Annotated in this window: 20 protein-coding genes; 18 read left to right on the top strand and 2 right to left on the bottom strand. The window is 64.8% G+C overall.

Annotation, left to right across the window (positions count from 1 at the left end):
- Positions 1-27 precede the first annotated feature (27 nt).
- The 3 genes from aroC (at position 28) to ACMV8A_RS00910 (ending at position 3,039) form a co-directional block, all read left to right on the top strand.
- Positions 28-1,125 (top strand): chorismate synthase, encoded by a 1,098-nt coding sequence (gene aroC / locus ACMV8A_RS00900; RefSeq protein ID WP_495323837.1) that lies wholly within the window; start codon positions 28-30, stop codon positions 1,123-1,125.
- 33 nt (positions 1,126-1,158) lie between these two features.
- The gene (locus tag ACMV8A_RS00905) at positions 1,159-1,830 is read left to right on the top strand and encodes a Fe2+-dependent dioxygenase (RefSeq protein ID WP_495323838.1); all 672 of its coding nucleotides are present in this window, start codon (positions 1,159-1,161) and stop codon (positions 1,828-1,830) included.
- Between the two features lie 84 nt (positions 1,831-1,914).
- Positions 1,915-3,039, top strand: a complete 1,125-nt coding sequence (locus ACMV8A_RS00910) for an MFS transporter (protein ID WP_495323839.1) — start codon at positions 1,915-1,917, stop codon at positions 3,037-3,039.
- 7 nt (positions 3,040-3,046) lie between these two features.
- Here the strand turns inward: ACMV8A_RS00910 and ACMV8A_RS00915 are convergent, their stop codons facing one another.
- Together ACMV8A_RS00915 and ACMV8A_RS00920 are read right to left on the bottom strand one after the other, a co-directional pair.
- The gene (locus ACMV8A_RS00915; RefSeq protein ID WP_495323840.1) at positions 3,047-3,553 is read right to left on the bottom strand and encodes a hypothetical protein; all 507 of its coding nucleotides are present in this window, start codon (positions 3,551-3,553) and stop codon (positions 3,047-3,049) included.
- Positions 3,550-4,425 carry a LysR family transcriptional regulator gene (locus ACMV8A_RS00920; protein WP_495323841.1) on the bottom strand — a complete coding sequence of 292 codons (876 nt, stop codon included), beginning with the start codon at positions 4,423-4,425 and terminating at the stop codon, positions 3,550-3,552. The genes ACMV8A_RS00915 and ACMV8A_RS00920 overlap by 4 nt, the downstream gene beginning before the upstream one ends.
- An 89-nt stretch (positions 4,426-4,514) precedes the next feature.
- Between ACMV8A_RS00920 and leuC the strand changes: the two genes are divergently transcribed.
- The 15 genes from leuC to purF all read left to right on the top strand — a co-directional run bounded on the left by leuC (position 4,515) and on the right by purF (position 21,180).
- Positions 4,515-5,918, top strand: coding sequence for a 3-isopropylmalate dehydratase large subunit (gene leuC, locus ACMV8A_RS00925; RefSeq protein ID WP_495323842.1), 1,404 nt, complete (start codon positions 4,515-4,517; stop codon positions 5,916-5,918).
- Positions 5,919-5,920: 2 nt separating this feature from the next.
- Positions 5,921-6,559 (top strand): 3-isopropylmalate dehydratase small subunit, encoded by a 639-nt coding sequence (gene leuD, locus ACMV8A_RS00930; protein ID WP_495323995.1) that lies wholly within the window; start codon positions 5,921-5,923, stop codon positions 6,557-6,559.
- 33 nt (positions 6,560-6,592) lie between these two features.
- Positions 6,593-7,660, top strand: coding sequence for a 3-isopropylmalate dehydrogenase (leuB, locus tag ACMV8A_RS00935; protein WP_495323843.1), 1,068 nt, complete (start codon positions 6,593-6,595; stop codon positions 7,658-7,660).
- 60 nt (positions 7,661-7,720) lie between these two features.
- Positions 7,721-8,833 (top strand): aspartate-semialdehyde dehydrogenase, encoded by a 1,113-nt coding sequence (gene asd / locus ACMV8A_RS00940; RefSeq protein WP_495323844.1) that lies wholly within the window; start codon positions 7,721-7,723, stop codon positions 8,831-8,833.
- A 73-nt stretch (positions 8,834-8,906) separates the two neighbouring features.
- Complete coding sequence (locus ACMV8A_RS00945; RefSeq protein WP_495323845.1) at positions 8,907-9,914, top strand: aspartate-semialdehyde dehydrogenase; 1,008 nt, start codon at positions 8,907-8,909, stop codon at positions 9,912-9,914.
- A gap of 119 nt (positions 9,915-10,033) precedes the next feature.
- Positions 10,034-12,649, top strand: a complete 2,616-nt coding sequence (locus tag ACMV8A_RS00950; RefSeq protein ID WP_495323846.1) for a motility hub landmark protein FimV — start codon at positions 10,034-10,036, stop codon at positions 12,647-12,649.
- Positions 12,650-12,751: 102 nt separating this feature from the next.
- Positions 12,752-13,534 (top strand): tRNA pseudouridine(38-40) synthase TruA, encoded by a 783-nt coding sequence (gene truA, locus ACMV8A_RS00955; RefSeq protein ID WP_495323847.1) that lies wholly within the window; start codon positions 12,752-12,754, stop codon positions 13,532-13,534.
- Positions 13,535-13,547: 13 nt separating this feature from the next.
- Positions 13,548-14,174, top strand: a complete 627-nt coding sequence (locus ACMV8A_RS00960) for a phosphoribosylanthranilate isomerase (RefSeq protein ID WP_495323848.1) — start codon at positions 13,548-13,550, stop codon at positions 14,172-14,174.
- A gap of 4 nt (positions 14,175-14,178) precedes the next feature.
- Positions 14,179-15,387, top strand: a complete 1,209-nt coding sequence (trpB, locus tag ACMV8A_RS00965) for a tryptophan synthase subunit beta (protein WP_495323996.1) — start codon at positions 14,179-14,181, stop codon at positions 15,385-15,387.
- A complete protein-coding gene (trpA, locus tag ACMV8A_RS00970; protein ID WP_495323849.1) occupies positions 15,384-16,193 on the top strand; it encodes a tryptophan synthase subunit alpha in 810 nt (269 codons plus the stop codon). The genes trpB and trpA overlap by 4 nt, the downstream gene beginning before the upstream one ends.
- A gap of 30 nt (positions 16,194-16,223) precedes the next feature.
- Positions 16,224-17,090 (top strand): acetyl-CoA carboxylase, carboxyltransferase subunit beta, encoded by an 867-nt coding sequence (accD, locus tag ACMV8A_RS00975; protein WP_495323850.1) that lies wholly within the window; start codon positions 16,224-16,226, stop codon positions 17,088-17,090.
- A 60-nt stretch (positions 17,091-17,150) separates the two neighbouring features.
- On the top strand, positions 17,151-18,416 hold the full coding sequence (gene folC, locus ACMV8A_RS00980) for a bifunctional tetrahydrofolate synthase/dihydrofolate synthase (RefSeq protein ID WP_495323851.1): 1,266 nt from the start codon (positions 17,151-17,153) through the stop codon (positions 18,414-18,416).
- Positions 18,417-18,461: 45 nt separating this feature from the next.
- Entirely contained in the window at positions 18,462-19,061 is a 600-nt protein-coding gene (locus ACMV8A_RS00985; RefSeq protein WP_495323852.1) for an SPOR domain-containing protein, read from the top strand.
- A gap of 76 nt (positions 19,062-19,137) precedes the next feature.
- Positions 19,138-19,626 carry a CvpA family protein gene (locus ACMV8A_RS00990; RefSeq protein WP_495323853.1) on the top strand — a complete coding sequence of 163 codons (489 nt, stop codon included), beginning with the start codon at positions 19,138-19,140 and terminating at the stop codon, positions 19,624-19,626.
- A 39-nt stretch (positions 19,627-19,665) separates the two neighbouring features.
- Entirely contained in the window at positions 19,666-21,180 is a 1,515-nt protein-coding gene (gene purF / locus ACMV8A_RS00995; RefSeq protein WP_495323854.1) for an amidophosphoribosyltransferase, read from the top strand.
- The last annotated feature ends 171 nt before the right edge of the window (positions 21,181-21,351 follow it).

The raw sequence follows: 21,351 nt of genomic DNA on the forward strand, positions 1-21,351 counted from the left end.
GCGTTAACCGTTAGAATAGGTGCCACTATGTCAGGCAATAGCATCGGCAAATTGTTTACCGTCACCACCTTCGGCGAGAGTCACGGCGCGGCGCTGGGCGCCATCGTCGACGGCTGTCCCCCTGGCCTCGAACTGTCCGAGGCGGACCTGCAGCACGACCTGGACCGGCGCAAGCCGGGCACCTCGCGCCACACCACCCAGCGCCGCGAAGAGGATGCGGTGCGCATCCTGTCCGGTGTGTTCGAGGGGCGTACCACCGGCACCCCCATCGGCCTGCTCATCGAGAACACCGATCAGCGCTCCAAGGACTACTCGGATATTGCCGAGAAGTTCCGCCCCGGCCACGCCGACTACACCTATCAGCAGAAATACGGCCTGCGCGATTATCGCGGCGGCGGCCGCTCTTCGGCGCGTGAGACGGCGATGCGCGTCGCCGCTGGCGCCATCGCCAAGAAGTACCTGCACCGCCACGGCATCGAGATCCGCGGCTACATGATGCAGCTCGGTCCCATCAAGGCCGAACAATTCGACTGGGCCGCGGTGGAGCAGAATGCCTTCTTCTTCCCGGATGCATCGAAGGTTGCACAGTTGGAGGAGTACATGGATGCCCTGCGCAAGGAGGGCAACTCGGTGGGGGCGCGCATCAATGTGGTGGCCACCGGTGTGCCGCCCGGTCTGGGCGAGCCGATCTTCGATCGCCTCGATGCCGACCTGGCTCACGCCCTGATGTCGATCAACGCGGTGAAAGGGGTGGAGATCGGCGCGGGGTTTGCCTGCGTGGAGCAGAAGGGCACCGCACACCGTGACGAGATCACTCCCGCGGGATTTCTGTCCAACAACGCCGGCGGCATCCTCGGCGGCATCTCCAGCGGTCAGGACATCATTGCTTCCATTGCCCTGAAACCGACCTCCAGCATGCGCATCCCCGGCCGCAGCGTGAACCTGCGTGGCGAGCCGGTGGAGGTGGTGACCACCGGGCGCCATGACCCCTGCGTCGGTATCCGCGCCACGCCCATCGCCGAGGCGATGATGGCCATTGTGCTGATGGATCACTTCCTGCGCCAACGCGGCCAGAACGGCGAGGTGCATTCGGCCACGCCGATTATCCCGGCCAGCGCCGGCTAAAACACTCGCTGCAGGTTTTTCCCGGAGTCTGACATGCTGCTGCACATTCCTGAAGTCCTGTTGCCCAATGAGCTGGAAGCGGTGCGTCGCGTGCTGGATCAGTCGGCCTTCGTCGATGGCAAGCTGACGGCGGGCAGGGCGGCGGAGCGGGTCAAGCACAACACCGAACTGGACCGCGAGCAGCCGCAGCGCGATGCGCTGGCGCAGATCGTGGTCACCGCGCTGTACCGCAGCGAGACCTTTCGTACCGCTGCGCTGCCGCTCAAGTTGGGTACGCCGATCTTTGCCCGCTACACGCCGGGCATGACCTATGGCTGGCATGTGGATGATCCGGTGATGGGACAGGGGCAGCACTATCGCACCGATGTATCCTTCACCCTGTTCCTCAGCGAACCCGACGAATACGATGGCGGCGAGCTGGTGGTGCGCACCTCCTTCGGCGAGAAGCAGGTCAAGCTCAAGGCGGGGGATGCGGTGATCTATCCTTCCGGCACCCTGCATAAGGTAGCCGAGGTGACGCGCGGTGTGCGCCTGGTCTCCATTGGCTGGATTCAGAGCATGGTGCGTGACCCCGCGCAGCGTGAAATCCTGTTCGAGCTCGCCGGCGCCCGCAACACGCTGCTGGCCGAGAATGCTGGCGCCCCGGAAACCGACGCCGTCGACCACGCCTATATCAATCTGGTACGCATGTGGGCTGAAACCTAAAAGGCAGTTGCGAGTTTCGTGTTCCGGGTTCCGGAACTCCACCTGATACGCACCTACTTACGCACGAAACTCGAAACTTCCTTGATGTACTGGCGCCTTTCCACCTTCTATCTGTTCCACTTCGCCAGCCTCGGCGTGCTGGTGCCCTACTGGAGCCTGTATCTCAAGCACCAGGGCTTTGGTGCGGGCGAGATCGGCGAGTTGATGGCGCTGTTGATGGCCACCAAGATCGTCTCGCCCAACATCTGGGGCTGGATTGCCGATCACACCGGGCTGCGCCTGGGCGTGGTGCGTGCCGGCGCCCTGCTGGCGCTCATCACCTTCACCGCCATCTTCTTCGTCGACGGCTATTGGCCGACGGCCCTGGTGATGGTGCTGTTCAGCTTCTTCTGGAATGCCGTGCTGCCGCAGTTCGAGGCCAACACCCTGAGCCATCTGGGCGAGCAGCAGCATCGCTACAGTTCCATCCGTCTGTGGGGCTCCATCGGTTTCATTGCCACCGTCGCCGGCATGGGGCCGCTGCTGGACATGTTCGATGCCGGTATCGTGCCGGGCGTGATGCTGGTGCTGTTTGTCGGTATCCTGCTCGCCAGCCTGCTGGCACCGTGTCAGGACGGTGCGCCGCATCCCGTGCATGCCGAGTCGCTGCGCCGTGTGCTGCTCAAGCCGCCGGTGCTGGCGCTGCTGGCGGTGTGCTTCCTGATGCAGGCCAGTCATGGCCCGTATTACACCTTCTACACCCTGTACATGGAGGGTCACGGCTATACGCGCAGCGCCATCGGCCAGTTATGGGCGCTGGGTGTGGTGGCGGAGGTGGGGATATTTTTGATCATGCCGCGTCTGGTGGCGCACTACGGTCTGCGCAGTCTGCTGCTCGCCAGTCTGCTGCTGACCACCCTGCGCTGGCTGCTCATCGGCCACTATCCGCAGTCGTTGCCCATCGTGCTGGCGGCGCAGACTCTGCATGCGGCGAGCTTCGGCGTCTATCACGCCACCGCCATTGCGCTGTTCCACAAATACTTCCCCGGTCGCCTGCAAGGCCGCGGCCAGGCCCTGTATGCCTCGTTGTCCTTCGGCGCCGGTGGTGCGCTCGGCAGCTATTACAGTGGTGCGGTGTGGGAGTCGCTGGGGGCCGAGGCGGCTTTCGTGATTGCGGCGGGCTTGAGTGCGTTGGCGCTGGTGATCGGTTGGCGCTGGCTCAAAGAGTAGGCGCGGCTTATCCATACAGATCCGTCGGGTCGTGTTTTCCCCGCGAGCGTCTGCTGCTGCCCGCCATGCGCTCGATCACCTGCGCCGTCGTCAGCAACTCGGACAATGGTGCCGCCGGCAGGGCTGTATCGCCGAGTGGTAGGTATGACAGCTGTTGCTGGCGCTTGAGTACGGCCAGATAGTCGGACGGGGTGAACAAGCGGCTGGCGCGATGAAAGCCTTCTTCCAGATGTTGCCGTGCGCCGTTCAGACGCCGGCTCAGCAACAGTTGGCCGGTGATGATCTCCAGCAGGGCGCGGCCATGGGCGCTGCCTTGCAGCAACGGCAGGGCGTGGCGATACAGTGGCCCGATCTCCTCACCCAGCCAGTAACGGGCAATCAACTCCTGCAACACGCAGCTGCGGCAGCGACGCTGGCGGTGGCCGCGGCGCTGCCGCTGCTGTGCACGCGCGAGCAGTGTTTGTGCCGCTGGCGTGCCCAGCGGATCGCCGTGCCACAGCCCCAACAGGCTCATGATGCGGGCTCCTCCAGCAGCAGTTGCTGCAGGGCGCGCGCGGCGTTGGACAGGCTGCGATTGGTGTGGGTGACCAGACCCAGGCGGCGTTCCAGCTTGAGGGCGGGCAGCTTCAATGCCGCCACCTGCCCATCCAGCATGGTCTGCGGCAACACACTCCAGCCCAGGCCGACGGAAACCAACATTTTGATCGTCTCCAGGTAATTGGTGGACATGCTGACCTGCGGCGTCAGGCCCTCGCGGCTGAAGGCGGCCTCGACGATCTCGCGCGTATAGGTGCCGTGGGCCGGCATGATGGCTTGCCATTGGGCGAGGTCGCGCAGGGTGGGGCGGGTCTTCTCACTGAGGGCATGACCTGCAGCCACCACCACGGCCAGGCGGTCGTGCCAGACGGTATGGGTTTCCAGGTTGGGCAGCATTACCGTGGGCAGGGTTACCACAGCCAGTTCCAGCTCACCGCGCAGTACCGCCTGGCAGGCCTGTTCCGAATCCATGAACTGGATGTCCAGTGCCACCTGCGGGTAGCGCTGGTGATAGGCGCGCAGCACCGGCGGCAGGCGGTGCAGGCCGATGTGGTGGCTGGTGCCGAAGGACAACCGCCCTTCGATCTTGCCGGACAGGTTGGCGATGGCGCGGCGGCTGTCCTCCAGCTCATCGACGATGCGCCGTGCCCGCGGCAGCAGCGCCCGGCCCGCCTCGGTCAGGCCGACCTGGCGGCCGATGCGGTCGAATAACGCCGTGCCCAGCTCCGTCTCCAGCACGGCGATGCGTTTGCTCACCGCCGGCTGGGTGAGGAACAGCCGCTCCGCCGCCAGGGAGAAGGAGGCGCTGTCGGCGACGGCCAGGAAGGCTTGCAGGGCGCTGATATCCATTACTATTTGGAATCGACTATATGAATTTAATAAATTGGATTCATGTATAGACTAGGCGTAGCATGCCTCCATCGCAAGAGGAGTATGGAATGGCTGGAAAGACGCTGTACGACAAATTGTGGGATGCCCACGTGGTGCGTTGCGACGACGACGGCACCTGTCTGCTGTATATCGACCGTCACCTGGTACACGAAGTGACCTCGCCGCAGGCCTTCGAGGGCCTGCGTATCGCCGGGCGCAAGCCGTGGCGCAAGGACACGGTGCTGGCCACGCCGGATCACAACGTACCCACCGATGACCGCAGCAAGGGCATTACCGATCCCATCGCCCGTGTCCAGGTGGAGACACTGGATGCCAATGTGCGCGAGTTTGGCCTGACCTATTTCCCCATGGGCGACGTGCGCCAGGGCATCGTGCATGTGGTCGGCCCGGAGGAGGGCGGCACCCTGCCCGGCATGACCGTGGTGTGTGGCGACTCCCATACCTCTACCCACGGCGCCTTCGGTGCGCTGGCCCACGGCATCGGCACCTCCGAGGTGGAGCACGTGCTCGCCACCCAGTGCCTGGTGCAGAAGAAGTCCAAGAACATGTTGGTGTCGGTGGACGGCCACGTCGGTCCTGGCGTCACCGCCAAGGACATCGTACTCGCCATCATCGGCGAGATCGGCACCGCCGGCGGCACCGGCTACGCCATCGAGTTCGGTGGCGAGGCGATCCGCGCCCTGTCCATGGAAGGGCGCATGACGGTGTGCAACATGGCCATCGAGGCCGGCGCCCGCGCCGGCATGGTGGCGGTGGACGAGACCACCATCGACTATCTGTACGGCAAGCCCTATGCCCCCAAGGGCGACCTGTGGGACAAGGCGGTGGCCGCCTGGTTTGGGCTGCACTCCGACTTCGATGCGGATTTCGACCGCATCGTGCGGCTCGACGCCAGCAAGATCAAACCGCAGGTCACCTGGGGCACTTCGCCGGAGATGGTGGTGGCGGTGGACGGCAAGGTACCGGATCCGGCGCAGGAGAAGGACCCGGTCAAGGCCAACGGCATGCGCGCCGCGCTCAAGTACATGGGCCTGGAGGCCAACACCCCGATCACTGCGATTCCGGTGGATGTGGTGTTCATCGGTTCCTGCACCAACGCGCGCATCGAGGACATGCGCGCCGCCGCGGCGGTGATCAAGGGGCGCAAGAAGGCCGCCAGCGTCAAGCAGGTACTGGTGGTGCCGGGCTCCGGCCTGGTCAAGCGCCAGGCCGAGCAGGAAGGGCTGGACACGATATTCCGTGATGCCGGCTTCGAGTGGCGTGAGCCGGGGTGCTCCATGTGCCTGGCGATGAATGCCGATCGGTTGGAGCCGGGCGAGCGCTGCGCCTCCACCTCCAACCGCAACTTTGAAGGACGGCAGGGGCAGGGCGGGCGTACCCATCTGGTCAGCCCGGCCATGGCGGCGGCGGCGGCGATCGCCGGCCACTTCGTCGATGTGCGGGAGTTCTGATGATGGAAAAACTGATCAAGGTCACCGGTATCGTGGCGCCGCTGGATCGTCCCAATGTGGACACCGACGCCATCATCCCCAAGCAATTTTTGAAGTCGATCAAGCGCAGCGGCTTCGGCCCCAACCTGTTCGACGAGTGGCGCTACCTCGATCACGGCGAGCCGGGCATGGACAATTCCCAACGCCCGCTCAATCCGGATTTCGTGTTGAACCAGCCGCGCTATCGGGGGGCGCAGATCCTGCTGGCGCGCGATAACTTCGGCTGCGGTTCCTCGCGCGAACACGCGCCCTGGGCGCTGGAAGATTACGGCTTTCGCGTGATCATTGCGCCGAGCTTCGCCGACATCTTCTTCAACAACTGCTTCAAGAACGGCCTGCTGCCGATCAGGTTGGATGCGGCGATTGTCGACCGTCTATTTCAGGAAACGGCGGCGACTGAAGGTTATCAGCTCAGCGTGGATCTATCGGCACAGACCATCACCACGCCGAGCGGCGAGGTGATCCCGTTCGAGGTCGATGCCTTCCGCAAGCACTGCCTGCTCAATGGTCTGGACGACATCGGCCTGACCCTGCAGCACGTGGATGCCATCAAGGCCTACGAAGAACGCCGCCGCCAGGAAGCACCCTGGCTGTTTGGCTGAACAATCGAATTACAGCATTCAGGACACAGAGATATGACCAAGAAGATTGCAGTTCTGCCCGGTGACGGTATCGGCCCGGAGATCGTGGCGCAGGCGGTGAAGGTGCTCCAGGCGATGCCGGAGTTGAACCTCGAGATGGAAGAGGCCGCTATCGGTGGTGCTGGCTATGATACGGCTGGCGATCCGTTGCCGGAGGCCACGCTCAAGCTGGCCCGCGCCGCCGATGCGGTACTGCTCGGCGCCGTCGGGGGCCCGCAGTACGACAAGCTGGATCGTCCGCTGCGCCCCGAGCGGGGATTGTTGCGTATTCGCAAGGAACTCAACCTGTTCGCCAATCTGCGCCCAGCACTGCTCTATCCGGAATTGGCCGACTCCTCCTCGCTCAAGCCCGAAGTGGTGTCTGGATTGGATATCATGATCGTGCGTGAGCTCACCGGCGATGTATATTTCGGCCAGCCGCGTGGCATCGAAGTGCGTAACGGCGAGCGCGTCGGTTTCAACACCATGATCTACTCCGAGTCCGAGGTACGCCGCGTGGCGCGTGTGGCCTTCGATATCGCCATGAAACGCGGCAAGAAGCTGTGTTCGGTGGAGAAGGCCAACGTGCTGGAATGCTCGGAGTTGTGGAAAGAGGTGGTGCTGGAGGTCAGCAAGGAGTATCCAGAGGTCGAGCTGTCCCACATGTACGTGGACAACGCGGCGATGCAGTTGGTGAAGTGGCCCAAGCAGTTCGACGTCATCGTGACCGGCAACATCTTCGGCGACATCCTGTCCGATCAGGCCTCCATGCTGTCCGGCTCCATCGGCATGCTGCCCTCGGCCTCGCTGGACGAGAACAACAAGGGCATGTACGAACCGATCCACGGTTCGGCACCCGACATCGCCGGCAAGAACGTGGCCAATCCCTTGGCCACCATCCTGTCGGCCGCTATGATGCTGCGCTACACCTTCGGCGACGAGGCCAATGCCAAGCGCATCGAGGCGGCAGTGCGCAAGGTGCTGGCAGACGGGATACGCACCGCCGACATCTACACGGCGGGCACCAAAAAGGTGTCATGCAGCGAAATGGGCGACGCGGTGGTCGCCGCGCTCAAGGCATAAGGTTCATCGGCCGCGCAGGCGGCAGCAACAATACAGCGAGAGGCGGGTCTGGAAATGGCTATGAAGCGGGTAGGTCTGGTGGGTTGGCGCGGTATGGTCGGTTCGGTGCTGATGGGGCGCATGCGCGAGGAGAAGGATTTCGACCTCATCGATCCGGTGTTCTTCACCACCTCCAACGTGGGCGGCAAGGGTCCCGATATCGGCAAGGACGTGCCGCCGCTGAAGGATGCCAACAGCATCGATGAACTGAAGGCGATGGACGTGATCATCACCTGCCAGGGTGGCGACTACACCAAGGAGGTCTATCCCAAGCTGATGGCCGCCGGCTGGAAGGGCTACTGGATCGATGCCGCCTCCACCCTGCGCATGAAGGATGATGCCATCATCATCCTCGACCCGGTCAATAGAGACGTGATCAAGAATGGTCTGAGCAAAGGCATCAAGACTTACGTCGGCGGCAACTGCACCGTGTCCCTGATGTTGATGGCCATCGGCGGGCTGTTCGATAAGGGGCTGGTGGAGTGGATCGCCCCGCAGACCTACCAGGCGGCCTCTGGCGCCGGCGCGCGCAACATGCGTGAGTTGATCCAGCAGATGGGGGCCATCAACAACGAGGTGAAGTCACTGCTGGACGATCCTGCCTCGGCCATTCTGGAGATCGATCGCAAGGTGGCCGATTTCATCCGCTCCGATCGTTACCCGCTGGAAGTGTGGCCGGTGCCCCTGGCCGGCAACCTGATCCCCTGGATCGACGTGCAGCTGGAGTCCGGACAATCCAAGGAGGAGTGGAAGGCGCAGGTGGAGTGCAACAAGATCCTCGGCCGTTCCGACAGGCAGATCCCCATCGATGGCCTGTGCGTGCGCATCGGCGCCATGCGCTGCCACAGCCAGGCGCTGACCATCAAGATGACCAAGGACGTGCCGCTGGACGAGATCCACGGCATCATCGCTGCCCACAATGACTGGGTGAAGGTGGTGCCCAACGATCGCCAGATCACCATGGAGCAGCTGACCCCAGCCGCCGTCACCGGCACTCTCACCGTACCGGTGGGCCGTATGCGCAAGCTGAACATGGGCAAGGAATATCTCTCCGCCTTCACCGTCGGCGACCAGCTGCTGTGGGGCGCCGCCGAGCCGCTGCGCCGCATGCTGCGTATCCTGCTGGAAGCCTGATGCGGCCAATTAACCACGGAGGACGCGGAGTAGGAGAGGTATTGCTCCGTGCCCTCCGTGGTTCGTTTGATCTATGAATAAATTGCTTGATGTTGCCGTGGTCGGAGTCTCCACCCTGGTCGGGGAGACGCTGGTGAGTCTCCTGGCCGAGCGGGATTTCCCGCTCGGCAAGCTCTATCCGCTGGACAGTGCCGACGAGGCCGGCGGCCGGGTGGAGTTCAAGGGCAGCCACCTGCGCGTGGGTGATGTGGCCCGTTTCGATTTTTCCCAGGCGCAACTGGTCTTTTTCTGCGCCGATACCGAAATTTCCGCCGCCTACGTCCCCCGGGCTACCGCTGCCGGCTGCGTGGTCATCGACGACAGCGGTCTGTTCCGCATGGAGCCGGACGTACCCCTGGTGGTGGCTGAGGTGAATCCCGCCGCCCTGGCCGGCTGGCCGGCGCGGCGCATCATCGCCAACCCCAATGCCTGCACGGTGCTGATGCTCACCGCGCTCAAGCCGATTTACGATGCCGTCGGCATCACGCGCATCAACGTCGTCACCTATCAGGCCGTGTCTGGCGTTGGCCGTGCCGGACTGGAGGAACTGGGTCGGCAGACTGCCGACCTGCTCAATATGCGCAGTATCGAAACCCCGGTTTTTTCCAGGCAAATCGCCTTCAACATCCTGCCGCACATCGGGCCGCTGGAAGACAACGGCTACACCCGCGAAGAGATGAAGATGGTGTGGGAGACGCGCAAGATCCTCGGCGACGCGGCCATCGGCGTGAATCCCACCACGGTGCGCGTGCCGGTGTTCTACGGCCACGCCATGGCGCTGCACATTGAAACCCGCGACAGGATCACAGCCGCTCAGGTGCGGGAACTGTTACAAAATGCGCCGGGGGTGGATGCGGGCGAAGATCTGCCCACCCCGGTGACCGAGGCCTCGGGCGAGGATGCCGTGTTTGTGGGCCGGATACGGCAGGATATTTCCCACCAAAATGCTGTGGATATGTGGTTGGTGGGGGATAATGTGCGCAAAGGGGGCGCATTAAACTGTATTCAAATCGCTCAGCTCTTGGTAAAAGGCTATATGTGAGTTAAAGTTACTGCCGATACATAAAGCTTGTTGAGAGGAACACGTCTCAACTGCCCGTTCAGGAATACTAAAAGCCCGCCACGTGGACGCCGGTCCCGGGGGATAACTAGGGAGTGAGGATGGTGCGAAAGCTGGCCTACACGTTGCTGTCGCTATTGTTCGTTTTGCCGTCAGCGGCCTTTGCCTTGGGGATGGGGGACATCAAGCTACGTTCCGCCCTCAACCAGCCGTTCAATGCGGAAATCGAACTGTTATCCGTCTCCGCGGAAGAGGCGGAGTCCCTCAAGGTAGGTCTTGCCTCCTACGAGACCTTTGCCCGGGTCGGCCTGGATCGGCCGGCGGCGCTGATGTTCCTGCGCTTCAACGTCGAAAAGCGTGGCGATCGCCACCTCATCAAGATCACCTCCACCGAACCCATCCGCGAGCCCTTCCTCAGTTTCCTGGTAGAGACCAGTTGGCGCTCCGGCCGTCTGTTGCGCGAATACACCGTCCTCATCGACCCGCCCGGCATGGGCGAGGAAGAACCCGCTGCCGTTCAGGCGCCGGTCGTCGCCACCACGGCCCCGGCCGCCGCTCCCCGTGCCCCCACCGTGGTGAGCGGCGCGGCCCCGGCAGCGGCGCCTCGCGCACCGGTGGTGAGCTCCTCCGGTGGACTGAACTATGGTCCGGTCAAGGCCGATGAGACCCTGTGGGCCATCGCCAACCGCATGCGTCCCAACAGCTCGGTCAGCACCCAGCAAATGATGATGGCGCTGCTCAAGGCCAATCCCGAGGCCTTCTACGATAACAACGTCAACCGGCTCAAGATGGGTTACGTGCTGCGCATCGATGACCCGGCACTGATCACCGCCATGAGCCATGCCGATGCGGTACGTGCCATCAGCGCGCAAAACCGTGCCTGGCAGGATCATCTCAAGCAGGCCGGGGCCGTGGCGGCCGATCGTCCGGTGGTTGCCACCACGCCGCAGGCGGCCCGCGCCGTTGCTGCGCCGGTGGAGCCGCGGCTCAAGCTGGTGGCGCCGGAAGGAACCGATACGGCGGCGGCCGGCACGGCGGCTGACGCCGCTGCGGCGGTTGAATTGCGCAAGCAGTTGTTGCTGGCCCAGGAGACTGCCGAGGCCCACCTGCAGGACAATGAGCAGTTGCGCAAGCGCATGCAGGAGCTGGAGGGGCAACTGTCCGCCATGCAACGCCTGCTGTCACTGAAGGATTCCGATCTGGCTGCCTTGCAGCAGCAGATGGGTGACAAGGCGCCGGTGGCAACGCAGCCTCCGGCGGCGGTGGTTGCCCCCGTGGCCCCGGTTGCAGAACCGGCACCGGTAGCCAGGCCGGCGCCGCCCGAGGTGGCTGCTGAGGTGGAAGAGGCCGCCCCGGCGGAGGAAGAGAAGGCCGCTGCTGAGCCCGCGCCGGCAGCGGAGGAGGCCAAGCCTGCGGCGCCGGTGGCTGCGCCCAAGCCGCGTCCGGCGGCGCCGCCGCCGGTGGTGGAACCCCCCAGCTTCGTGGATGAGATGCTGGCCGATCCCTTGATGCTGGGTGGCGTTGGCGCCGTGGTGCTGGCCCTGCTGGTGTTGGTGGGCCTGTTCATCAAGCGGCGTCGTGCCGGTGGTCCCGGCTTCAGTGAAAGCATTCTTACCGCGGGCGGCACCTCGCTGCTCAACTCCAAGACCACGGCGGGTGCACCCTCGGAGGAGAGCTCCCTGTTCAGTGACCTGGCCGTCAGCGGCATGAACAGCATGCAGGGCGGTGATGCGGAGGTGGACCCGCTCACCGAGGCCGATGTCTACATGGCCTACGGGCGTTACCAGCAGGCCGAGGAGCTGTTGAAGGAGGCGCTGAAGAATCATCCGGAGCGCCACGACGTCAAGGTCAAGCTGCTGGAAGTGTATTACTCCACCAAGGACCGCGCGGCCTTCGAGCCGCTGGCCGATGAGCTGTTCAGCGCCCTGGAAGGCACCGGCCCGCTGTGGGGCAAGGTGCTGGTCATGGGCCACGAGTTGTGCCCGGACAACCCGATGTTCAGCGCCGCGCCGGAGGCTGGTGCCGGCCTGGAGCTGGGCGGTCACGGTGCCGCCGGCGATGTGCTGGATATCGGTCTCGATCTGGATGCGCTGGCGGAAGACATGGAGTCCTCCGAGGGGGGAAGCGGCGCCGCCTTCAATCTGGACCTGGGCGTTGATTTCTCCGACCTGGACGAGGGCGCTGCCGCAGCGCCGGCCCCGGCCATGGTCGCCAAGAAGGAGGTTCGTGAAGAGCCGGCGGATGTGGTGTTCGACCTGAGCGGTCTGGAAGAGGCGGAACCCGCGCCGCAGCCGGCGCCGGCTGCCGCTGCGCCGGAGGCAAAAGAAGAGCCCGCTCTGGAATTCGACCTGGGCGACTTCAACTTCGGTGAGCCAGCTGCCGAGGCCCCGGCGCTGGAGGCGGCCCCTGCTGCTCCGGCACAGCCGCAGGCGAGTGCCCTCGACTTCGAACTGGGTGATCTGAACCTGGATATGGGGGCGGAGTCTGCGGAAGCCCCCGCGGCGGCTGCCGACCTGGGAGATCTCGGCGACCTGGGGGATTTGGGTGACCTGGACCTGGGTGACCTCGATGCCGTCGGCACCAAGCTGGACCTGGCCAAGGCCTATGTGGACATGGGTGAGCCGGACAGCGCCCGCAGTATTCTGAACGAGGTGCTGGCCGAGGGTGACGACAAGCAGAAGGCCCAGGCGCAGGAGTTGCTGAAGCAACTTTCCTGACCGCCAACACAGTACAATGAACGTCCCCGGCCGGGCCACCGCCGGGGACGTTTGTTTTTTTAGCGGCAGCAACCGCTTTTACTCGCAGCTTGTAACCTTCCCATGCGTATCGCCGCAGGCATTGAATATGACGGCAGCCGCTACGGCGGCTGGCAGGCGCAGAGCCATGACCCCAACACCGTGCAGGCGCGGGTGGAGGCGGCGCTGTCGCGCATCGCTGCTCATCCGGTGCAGGTGATCTGCGGCGGGCGCACCGACGCCGGGGTGCATGCCAGCGGCCAGGTGATCCACTTCGACACCGAGGCGGTGCGCCCGATGCATGCCTGGGTGATGGGTGGCAACTCCCATCTGCCGCCGGACATCGCCCTGCGCTGGGCGCAGCCGGTGGCCGATGACTTTCACGCCCGCTTTTCCGCCCGTCGCCGCGCCTACCGCTACGCCATCCTCAATCGGACCTACCGGCCGGCGCTGCTGTCGCGCCGGGTGTGTTTCGACTACCGCCCGCTGGATGCCGAGCGCATGGCGGAGGCAGCGCTGCCTCTGCTGGGCGAGCACGATTTTTCCTCCTACCGCGCGGTGGCCTGTCAGGCGCGCAGCCCGGTGCGCACCCTGTATCGCCTGGACGTGCAACGCCAGGGTGAACTGATCCTGCTGGATATCGAGGCCAACGGCTTCCTGCATCACATGGTGCGCAACATCGCCGGGGTGCTGATGGCCATTGGCGCCGGCGAGCGGCCGCTGGAGTGGAGTCGCGAGGTGCTGGAATCCCGCGATCGCAGCGCTGGTGGCGTGACGGCACAGCCCTGGGGGCTGTATCTGGTGCGCATCGATTATCCGGCGGAGTTCGGGATCCCGCAGCTTCCGCCCCCTGCGCTGGTTTGGTAATCTGCGCCCCTTCATGCGTACACGAGTAAAAATCTGCGGCATTACCCGCCCGGCAGACGGCATCGAGGCGGCGCGCCTCGGTGCCGATGCCATCGGCCTGGTGTTCTATGCCCCCAGCCCGCGCGCGGTCAGCGTGGCCCAGGCGCGGGCGCTGTGCGCGGCCCTGCCGCCCTTCGTCAGCGTGGTGGGCCTGTTTGTCGACGCCCCGGCGGCCGAGGTGCTGGCGGTGTTGCAGGCCGTTCCTCTCGATGTGCTGCAGTTTCACGGTGATGAAGCGCCGGCCTATTGTGCCGCCTTCGGCCGGCCCTATCTCAAGGCCCTGCGCATGCGCGACGGCCTTGACGTGGCCGCCGAGGCGCAGCGTTATGCCTCGGCCCAGGGTCTGCTGCTGGATACCTATGTGCCGGGCGAGGCCGGTGGTACCGGTCAGGCCTTCGATTGGCGGCGTGTGCCGCAGGACCTGAACAAACCCATCATCCTGGCCGGCGGCCTGACGCCGGACAATGTGGTCGAGGCCATCCGTATCTCCCGTCCCTATGGGGTCGACGTGAGCGGCGGGGTGGAACAGGCCAAGGGAATCAAGAGTGCCGCCAAGATGGCGGCATTTATGCGAGGTGTAGAGAGTGTCCAAGACCGATGAGCCCATGAGCGGTGCCGAGCTGCAGCAGTTGCCCGATGCGCGCGGCCATTTCGGCCCCTATGGCGGCCGCTTCGTGGCCGAGACCCTGATGGGGCCGCTGGAAGAGCTGCGCCTCGCCTATGAGCGCTACAAGGACGACACCGATTTTCTCGCCGAATTCGACTACGACCTCAAGCAGTTCGTCGGCCGTCCCTCGCCGCTGTATCTGGCCGAGCGCTGGACGCAGAAACTGGGCGGGGCGAAGGTTTATCTGAAGCGCGAAGACCTCAATCACACCGGCGCGCACAAGATCAACAACACTATCGGCCAGGCCCTGCTCGCCAAGCGCATGGGCAAGACCCGCATCATTGCCGAGACCGGGGCCGGCCAGCATGGCGTGGCCACTGCCACCGTGGCGGCGCGCCTCGGCCTCAAGTGCGTGGTGTACATGGGCGCCACCGACGTGGAACGGCAGAAGATCAATGTGTTCCGCATGCGCCTGCTGGGCGCCGAGGTGGTGCCGGTGTCCTCCGGCTCCAAGACCCTGAAGGATGCGCTCAACGAGGCGATGCGCGACTGGGTCACCAATATCGACGATACCTTCTACATCATCGGCACCGTGGCGGGGCCCCACCCCTATCCGGCCATGGTGCGCAACTTCCAGTCCATCATCGGCCGCGAGGCGCGTGAGCAGTGCCTGGCGCAGGAAGGCCGTCTGCCCGATGCCCTGGTGGCCTGCGTCGGCGGCGGCTCCAATGCCATGGGTCTGTTCTATCCCTTCCTGCCCGACGCGGCGGTCAAGCTGTACGGCGTGGAGGCGGGCGGCGAGGGCATCCAGAGCGGCCGCCATGCGGCACGTTTTGCCACCGGCCGACCCGGTGTGCTGCACGGCAATCGCACCTACCTGATGGAAGACGAGGACGGCCAGATCATCGAGTCGCACTCGGTTTCCGCTGGCCTCGACTACCCCGGCGTCGGCCCCGAGCACTCCTGGCTCAAGGACAACGGCCGCGCCGAGTATGTGTACGCCACCGACGAGGAGGCGCTGGCCGCCTTCCACGACCTGACCCGTACCGAGGGCATCATGCCGGCGCTGGAGTCCAGTCATGCCCTGGCCTATGCCAGCAAGCTGGCGCCCACGCTGGGCAAGGACCAGATCATCATCGTCAACCTGTCCGGCCGCGGCGACAAGGACATTCATACAGTGGCGGCGCTGGAGGGGATCAAGGTATGAGCCGGTTGCAGCAGAGGTTTGCCCAATTGAAGGCCGCCGGTCGCAAGGCGCTGATTCCCTTCATCACCGCCGGCGACCCGCGCCCGGAGATCACCGTGCCGCTGATGCACGCCCTGGTGGCGGCCGGTGCCGACGTCATCGAGCTGGGCGTGCCGTTCTCCGACCCCATGGCCGATGGCCCGGTGATCCAGCGCGCCAGCGAGCGTGCCCTGGAACACCACGTCAGCCTGCGCAATGTGCTGGAGATGGTGCGCGCCTTCCGCGAGAAGGATGCCGGCACGCCCGTGGTGCTGATGGGCTATCTCAATCCGGTGGAGGCCATGGGCTACACCGCCTTTGCCGCCGCCGCCGCGGACGCCGGTGTGGACGGTCTGCTCACGGTGGACATCCCGCCGGAGGAGGCGGATGACCTGCTGGCGGCGCTCAAGCCCCACGCCATCGACCCCATCTTCCTGCTGGCGCCCACCACCGCCGATGACCGCATCGTCACCATCTGCCGGGCGGCCAGCGGCTTTGTCTACTACGTTTCGGTGAAGGGCGTCACCGGTGCCGCGCACCTCGACATGGACGGCGTACGCGCCCAGGTGGAGCGCATCCGCGCCCATACCGGACTGCCGGTGGGTGTCGGCTTCGGCATCAAGGACGCGGAGTCGGCGCGGGCAGTAGCCCAGGTGGCCGACGCGGTCATCGTCGGCTCCGCCCTGGTGCGCCGCATCGAGGAACTGCGTGACGATCCTGATACACTATTGGCCCAGACCGCCGGCCTTATCGGTGAATTGCGCCGCGCCCTCGACGGCGCCCGATAACCCTCCGGCGGCAGCGAAGGACTCTCCACCATGAGCTGGTTACAAAAATTTCTCCCTTCCACCATCCGCACCGAAGGCACGGCCACGCAGCGCCGCTCGGTGCCGGAAGGCCTGTGGGCCAAGTGCCCCGACTGCAACGCCGTCCTGTACCGCGCCGAGCTGGAGCGCAATCTGGATGTCTGCCCCAAGTGCAGCTACCACATGCGCATCGGAGCGCGCCGTCGCCTGGAAACCTTCCTCGACCCGGAGCCGCGTGTCGAGATCGCCGGCAATCTGCAGCCGGTGGATACCCTCCGATTCAAGGACAGCAAACGCTACAAGGATCGTCTGCTGGCCGCGCAGAAGGCCACCGAGGAAAACGACGCCCTGGTGGTGATGATGGGGCAGGTCAAGGGTGTACCGCTGGTCACCGCCGCCTTCGAGTTCAGTTTCATGGGCGGTTCCATGGGTTCGGTGGTGGGCGAGAAGTTCGTGCGCGCGGTGAATACCGCCATCGAACACAAGATTCCGCTGGTGTCGTTCTCCGCCTCCGGCGGGGCGCGCATGCAGGAGGCGCTGTTCTCCTTGATGCAGATGGCCAAGACCTCGGCTGCGCTGACCAAACTGTCGGAGCGCGGCTTGCCGTTCATCTCCGTGCTCACCGACCCGACCATGGGTGGTGTCTCCGCCAGCTTCGCCATGCTGGGTGACATCCATATCGGCGAGCCCAAGGCGCTGATCGGCTTTGCCGGTCCGCGCGTCATCGAGCAGACCGTGCGCGAGACCTTGCCGGAAGGCTTCCAGCGCAGCGAATTCCTGCTGGAGAAGGGCGCCATCGACCTCATCGTCGATCGCCGCGAGATGCGCGATCGCATCGCCGGGCTGCTGGCCAAGCTGACGCATCAGCCCGCGCCGTAAATTCAGTTACGGGCTTCGTGTTTGAGGTACGAACGCGAAGCCCGCAACTCGAAATCCACCATGCGTTTCCCTTCCTTAGCCGATTGGCTCGCCTGGCAGGAAACCCTGCATCCCAGTGAAATCGATCTTGGGCTGGAGCGGGTGGCAATGGTGTTGCGTCGCCTGCATCCCGCGCCACCGCCCTTTGCGGTGGTCACCGTCGGTGGCACCAATGGCAAGGGCTCCACGGTGGCGATGCTGGAGGCCATCCTGCGCGCCGGTGGCTATCGTGTCGGCGCCTATACCTCGCCCCATCTGCTGCGCTACAACGAGCGCGTCCGCCTCGATGGCAGGGCGGTGAACGATACCGCCCTGTGCGAGGCCTTCGAGCGTATCGATCAGGCGCGCGGCGACATCTCGCTGACCTATTTCGAGTTCGGCACCCTGGCCGCGCTGGATATCTTCTGGCGCAGCCTGGTGGACGTGGCGATCCTGGAGGTGGGCATGGGGGGGCGGCTCGATGCGGTCAATGTGCTGGATGCCGATGTCGCCCTGGTCACCACCGTGGACATCGATCATGCCCAGTGGTTGGGCGGCACGCGCGAGGCCATCGGCTTCGAGAAGGCGGGCATCTATCGCAGCGGGCGCCCGGCCATCTACGGCAGCCCCGATGCCCCCCAGTCCCTGTTGAATCATGCCGCCAGCCTGGGGACGCGGCTGTATCGCTACGGCCAGGATTTCGGCGCCGAGGCCGTGGCGGAGGGCTGGCGTTGGTGGGGTGGGGGACACGAGCGCCGCGCCCTGCCGCTGCCGGCCCTGCGCGGCCGTTCCCAGCTCCAGAATGCCGCCGGCGTGCTGATGGCGCTGGAAGCCGTTTCCGAGCGTCTGCCGCTGGACCAGGCACAGATCCGCGCCGGCCTGCTGGCGGTGCAACTGCCGGGGCGGTTTCAGGTACAGCCGGGAGAAGTCACTCGCATCCTCGACGTGGCGCATAACCCGCAGGCGGCCGGGGAGCTGGCGGCCAACCTGGCGGCCATGCCCTGTGCCGGCCGTACCCTGGCGGTGGTGGGCATGCTGGCGGACAAGGACATGGCCGGCGCCCTGGGCCGGCTGCGGGAGAGCGTCGACCATTGGTATGCCGGCGCGCTGGCGGTGCCGCGTGGCGCCGCCACGGCCCAATTGGTCCAGGCCCTCGGGGCGGCGGGTGTCGCGGAAGCGTGTATCACCGCCTGCGCCGATGTGCCGGCGGCCCTGGCGCAGGCGCAAGGCGAGGCGAAGGCAGGTGATCGCATCGTGGTATTTGGGTCGTTCTACACGGTGGCGGAGGCTCTGGCCCGGCCCGTATAATCGGGACCGATTCCCCTGGAACTGGGCGTAGTACGGAGACTGACCTTGAACGAGCAGCTGAAAAAGCGTCTGGTGGGTGCCATCGTGCTGGTGGCGCTGGCGGTGATCTTCGTGCCCATGCTGCTGGAGGGCGACAAGCGCTCCGGCATCCCGATGTTCGGCAGTAACGTCCCGGAACCACCGGATAGCCGCGTCGGGATGGTGGACATCCCGTTGCAGGTGCCGCCGCCGCCCGCCTATGCACCGGTGGTGGTGGAACGGGAGTTGCCGCCCGAGCCGGCGCCACCCGTTGCGCCCGAGCCGGTCCCGGCCCCGGTCGTAACGCCGGCACCGGCTCAGCAGCCCAGGCCCGTTGCTCCGGTACAGCCGGTCAAGCCGGCCGAGGTGGCCACCGCTACCAAACCGGCAGGCGCCGAAAGCTGGGCGGTGCAGGTGGGCAGCTTCTCCGAACAGGCCAATGCCAGCCGCCTGCGTGACAGTCTGCGTGGCAAAGGATATCCGGCCTATGTGGAGCAGGTGAAGCTGGCCAGCGGGACGTCCTACCGCGTGCGCGTCGGTCCGGTGCTGTCTCGCTCCGATGCCGAGGCGATCCAGGCCAAGCTGGCCAAGATCGACCAGCGCGGCATCGTGGTCCCGCATCCCTGACAGACATTCCTTTTGCTGTTGCGGGCGCTCTGCTAGAATCGCGCCCTTTCCGGCAGATACCTCCAGTCCCTACCTAATGAACTGGGTCGACTTCGTCATTCTCGGCATCCTCGGGGTTTCCGTCCTCATCAGCCTGTGGCGCGGCTTCACGCGCGAGGCGCTGTCCCTGGCCGGCTGGGTGTTGGCGGTGTGGGTGGCACTGATGTTCAGTGACAACCTGGAACGCCTGCTGCGCTCGCACATCGAAACCCCCTCGCTGCGCCTTATCGTCGCCTTTGCCATACTGTTTTTCCTCACCCTGCTGGTGGCTGCCTTCATCAATTATCTGGCGGTGCAGCTGATCAAGAAAACCGGCCTGTCCGGCACCGATCGCGTTATCGGCATCGTCTTCGGCCTGGCGCGCGGCATCGTGCTGGTGACAGTGCTGGTGCTGCTGGCGGGATTGACCAGCGTGCCGCGTGACCCGTGGTGGAAGCAGTCGGCGCTGATGCACTATTTCCAGGACCTGGCGGTGTGGACGCGCGCCTGGCTGCCGCCGGAAGTTGCCAAGAACATTCGTTACTGAGGACGCCCCGGTGTCCGTGTTGAAACAGAGGTAGTTGCGATGTGCGGTATTATCGGCATGGTGGGCAGAAGCCCGGTCAATCAGGCCATCTATGATGGCCTGACCGTGTTGCAGCATCGCGGCCAGGACGCCGCCGGCATCATGACCTGCGACAACGGTCGGTTGTATCTGCGCAAGGACAATGGCCTGGTGCGCGACGTGTTCGAGAACCGCCACATGCTCAAGCTGCCGGGCAATATGGGCATCGGTCACGTGCGTTACCCCACCGCCGGCTGCTCTTCCTCCGCCGAGGCCCAGCCGTTCTACGTCAACTCGCCCTTCGGCATCGCCCTGGCCCACAACGGCAACCTCACCAATGCCGACAGGCTGAAGGAAGAGGTGTTCCGCGACGACCTGCGTCACATCAACACCACCTCCGACTCGGAGATCCTGCTCAACGTCTTTGCCCACGAATTGCAGCGTCAGGGCAAGCTGCGCATCCTGCCCGATGATGTTTTCGATGCCGTGGCGCGGGTGCATACGCGGGTGAAAGGCGGGTATGCGGCGGTGGCCATGATCATCGGCTACGGCATCGTCGCCTTCCGCGACCCCTATGCCATCCGCCCGCTGTTCATCGGCAAGCGCACCACCGGCGACGGCGATGAGTACGTAGTGGCCTCGGAGAGCGTCGCCATCGACGCCCTCGGCTTTGACCGCGTGCGCGACGTCATGCCCGGCGAGGCGGTGTTCATTGGCGAGGACGGCAGCTTCCACGCACGCCAGTGTGCCGATGCGCCGGTGTATTCGCCTTGCATCTTCGAGTATGTGTATTTTGCCCGCCCCGACTCCATTATCGACGGCATCTCGGTGTATAAGGCACGCCTGCGCATGGGCGAGAAACTGGCGCACAAGATCAAGCGCGTGTTCCCCGATCACGATATCGACGTGGTGATCCCGATCCCCGACACCAGCCGCACCTCGGCGCTGCAACTGTCCTACGAACTGGGGGTGCTGTACCGCGAGGGTTTCATCAAGAACCGCTACATCGGCCGTACCTTCATCATGCCGGGGCAGAAGCAGCGCAAGAAATCGGTACGCCAGAAGCTCAATGCCATCTCCCTGGAGTTCAAGGGCAAAAACGTGCTGCTGGTGGACGACTCCATCGTGCGTGGCACCACCTCCAAGGAGATCATCCAGATGGCGCGCGACGCCGGCGCCAACAAGGTGTATTTCGCCTCGGCGGCACCCCCGGTGCGCTTCCCCAACGTCTACGGCATCGACATGCCCACCTCGGCAGAACTGATCGGCTATGGCCGCGACGAGCAGCAGATCGCCCAGGTCATCGGTGCCGACTGGCTGGTGTATCAGGACCTCGACGATCTGGTCGATGCGGTGCTGCACAAGAAGAACAAGGCAGTCACCCAGTTCGAGGCCTCGGTGTTCGACGGTAAGTACATCACCGGCGACGTCACGCCAGAGTATCTGGCCGCCCTGGAGCAGGCGCGTTGCGATGCCTCCAAGGAGCAGCGCGAGCGCGAGGTGAGCGCGATCATCGAGGTGCATAACAACGACTGATTGACAGTACGTCGATGATTACCTAATCTCCATCTTCAGCGCCGATTTGACTCAGCTTGCGGGCGCTCAATAAATACGGCTAAAGTGAGGGCGAAAAACCCGCTTTGGCTCCAAGCCGGCGGGTTTTTTTGTGCCCGCCGCACGACAGATTCAGACGGTGGAAGGTGCAAG

It is taken from the genome of Sulfurivermis sp. (genome assembly GCF_059410345.1).

Excerpts from the sequence above, each read along its gene's own strand:
- aroC (WP_495323837.1), top strand. The coding sequence starts at position 28 with ATGTCAGGCAATAGCATCGGCAAATTGTTTACCGTCACCACCTTCGGC.
- ACMV8A_RS00905 (WP_495323838.1), top strand. The coding sequence starts at position 1,159 with ATGCTGCTGCACATTCCTGAAGTCCTGTTGCCCAATGAGCTGGAAGCG.
- ACMV8A_RS00910 (WP_495323839.1), top strand. The coding sequence starts at position 1,915 with ATGTACTGGCGCCTTTCCACCTTCTATCTGTTCCACTTCGCCAGCCTC.
- ACMV8A_RS00915 (WP_495323840.1), bottom strand. The coding sequence starts at position 3,553 with ATGAGCCTGTTGGGGCTGTGGCACGGCGATCCGCTGGGCACGCCAGCG.
- ACMV8A_RS00920 (WP_495323841.1), bottom strand. The coding sequence starts at position 4,425 with ATGGATATCAGCGCCCTGCAAGCCTTCCTGGCCGTCGCCGACAGCGCC.
- leuC (WP_495323842.1), top strand. The coding sequence starts at position 4,515 with ATGGCTGGAAAGACGCTGTACGACAAATTGTGGGATGCCCACGTGGTG.
- leuD (WP_495323995.1), top strand. The coding sequence starts at position 5,921 with ATGGAAAAACTGATCAAGGTCACCGGTATCGTGGCGCCGCTGGATCGT.
- leuB (WP_495323843.1), top strand. The coding sequence starts at position 6,593 with ATGACCAAGAAGATTGCAGTTCTGCCCGGTGACGGTATCGGCCCGGAG.
- asd (WP_495323844.1), top strand. The coding sequence starts at position 7,721 with ATGAAGCGGGTAGGTCTGGTGGGTTGGCGCGGTATGGTCGGTTCGGTG.
- ACMV8A_RS00945 (WP_495323845.1), top strand. The coding sequence starts at position 8,907 with ATGAATAAATTGCTTGATGTTGCCGTGGTCGGAGTCTCCACCCTGGTC.
- ACMV8A_RS00950 (WP_495323846.1), top strand. The coding sequence starts at position 10,034 with ATGGTGCGAAAGCTGGCCTACACGTTGCTGTCGCTATTGTTCGTTTTG.
- truA (WP_495323847.1), top strand. The coding sequence starts at position 12,752 with ATGCGTATCGCCGCAGGCATTGAATATGACGGCAGCCGCTACGGCGGC.
- ACMV8A_RS00960 (WP_495323848.1), top strand. The coding sequence starts at position 13,548 with ATGCGTACACGAGTAAAAATCTGCGGCATTACCCGCCCGGCAGACGGC.
- trpB (WP_495323996.1), top strand. The coding sequence starts at position 14,179 with ATGAGCGGTGCCGAGCTGCAGCAGTTGCCCGATGCGCGCGGCCATTTC.
- trpA (WP_495323849.1), top strand. The coding sequence starts at position 15,384 with ATGAGCCGGTTGCAGCAGAGGTTTGCCCAATTGAAGGCCGCCGGTCGC.
- accD (WP_495323850.1), top strand. The coding sequence starts at position 16,224 with ATGAGCTGGTTACAAAAATTTCTCCCTTCCACCATCCGCACCGAAGGC.
- folC (WP_495323851.1), top strand. The coding sequence starts at position 17,151 with ATGCGTTTCCCTTCCTTAGCCGATTGGCTCGCCTGGCAGGAAACCCTG.
- ACMV8A_RS00990 (WP_495323853.1), top strand. The coding sequence starts at position 19,138 with ATGAACTGGGTCGACTTCGTCATTCTCGGCATCCTCGGGGTTTCCGTC.
- purF (WP_495323854.1), top strand. The coding sequence starts at position 19,666 with ATGTGCGGTATTATCGGCATGGTGGGCAGAAGCCCGGTCAATCAGGCC.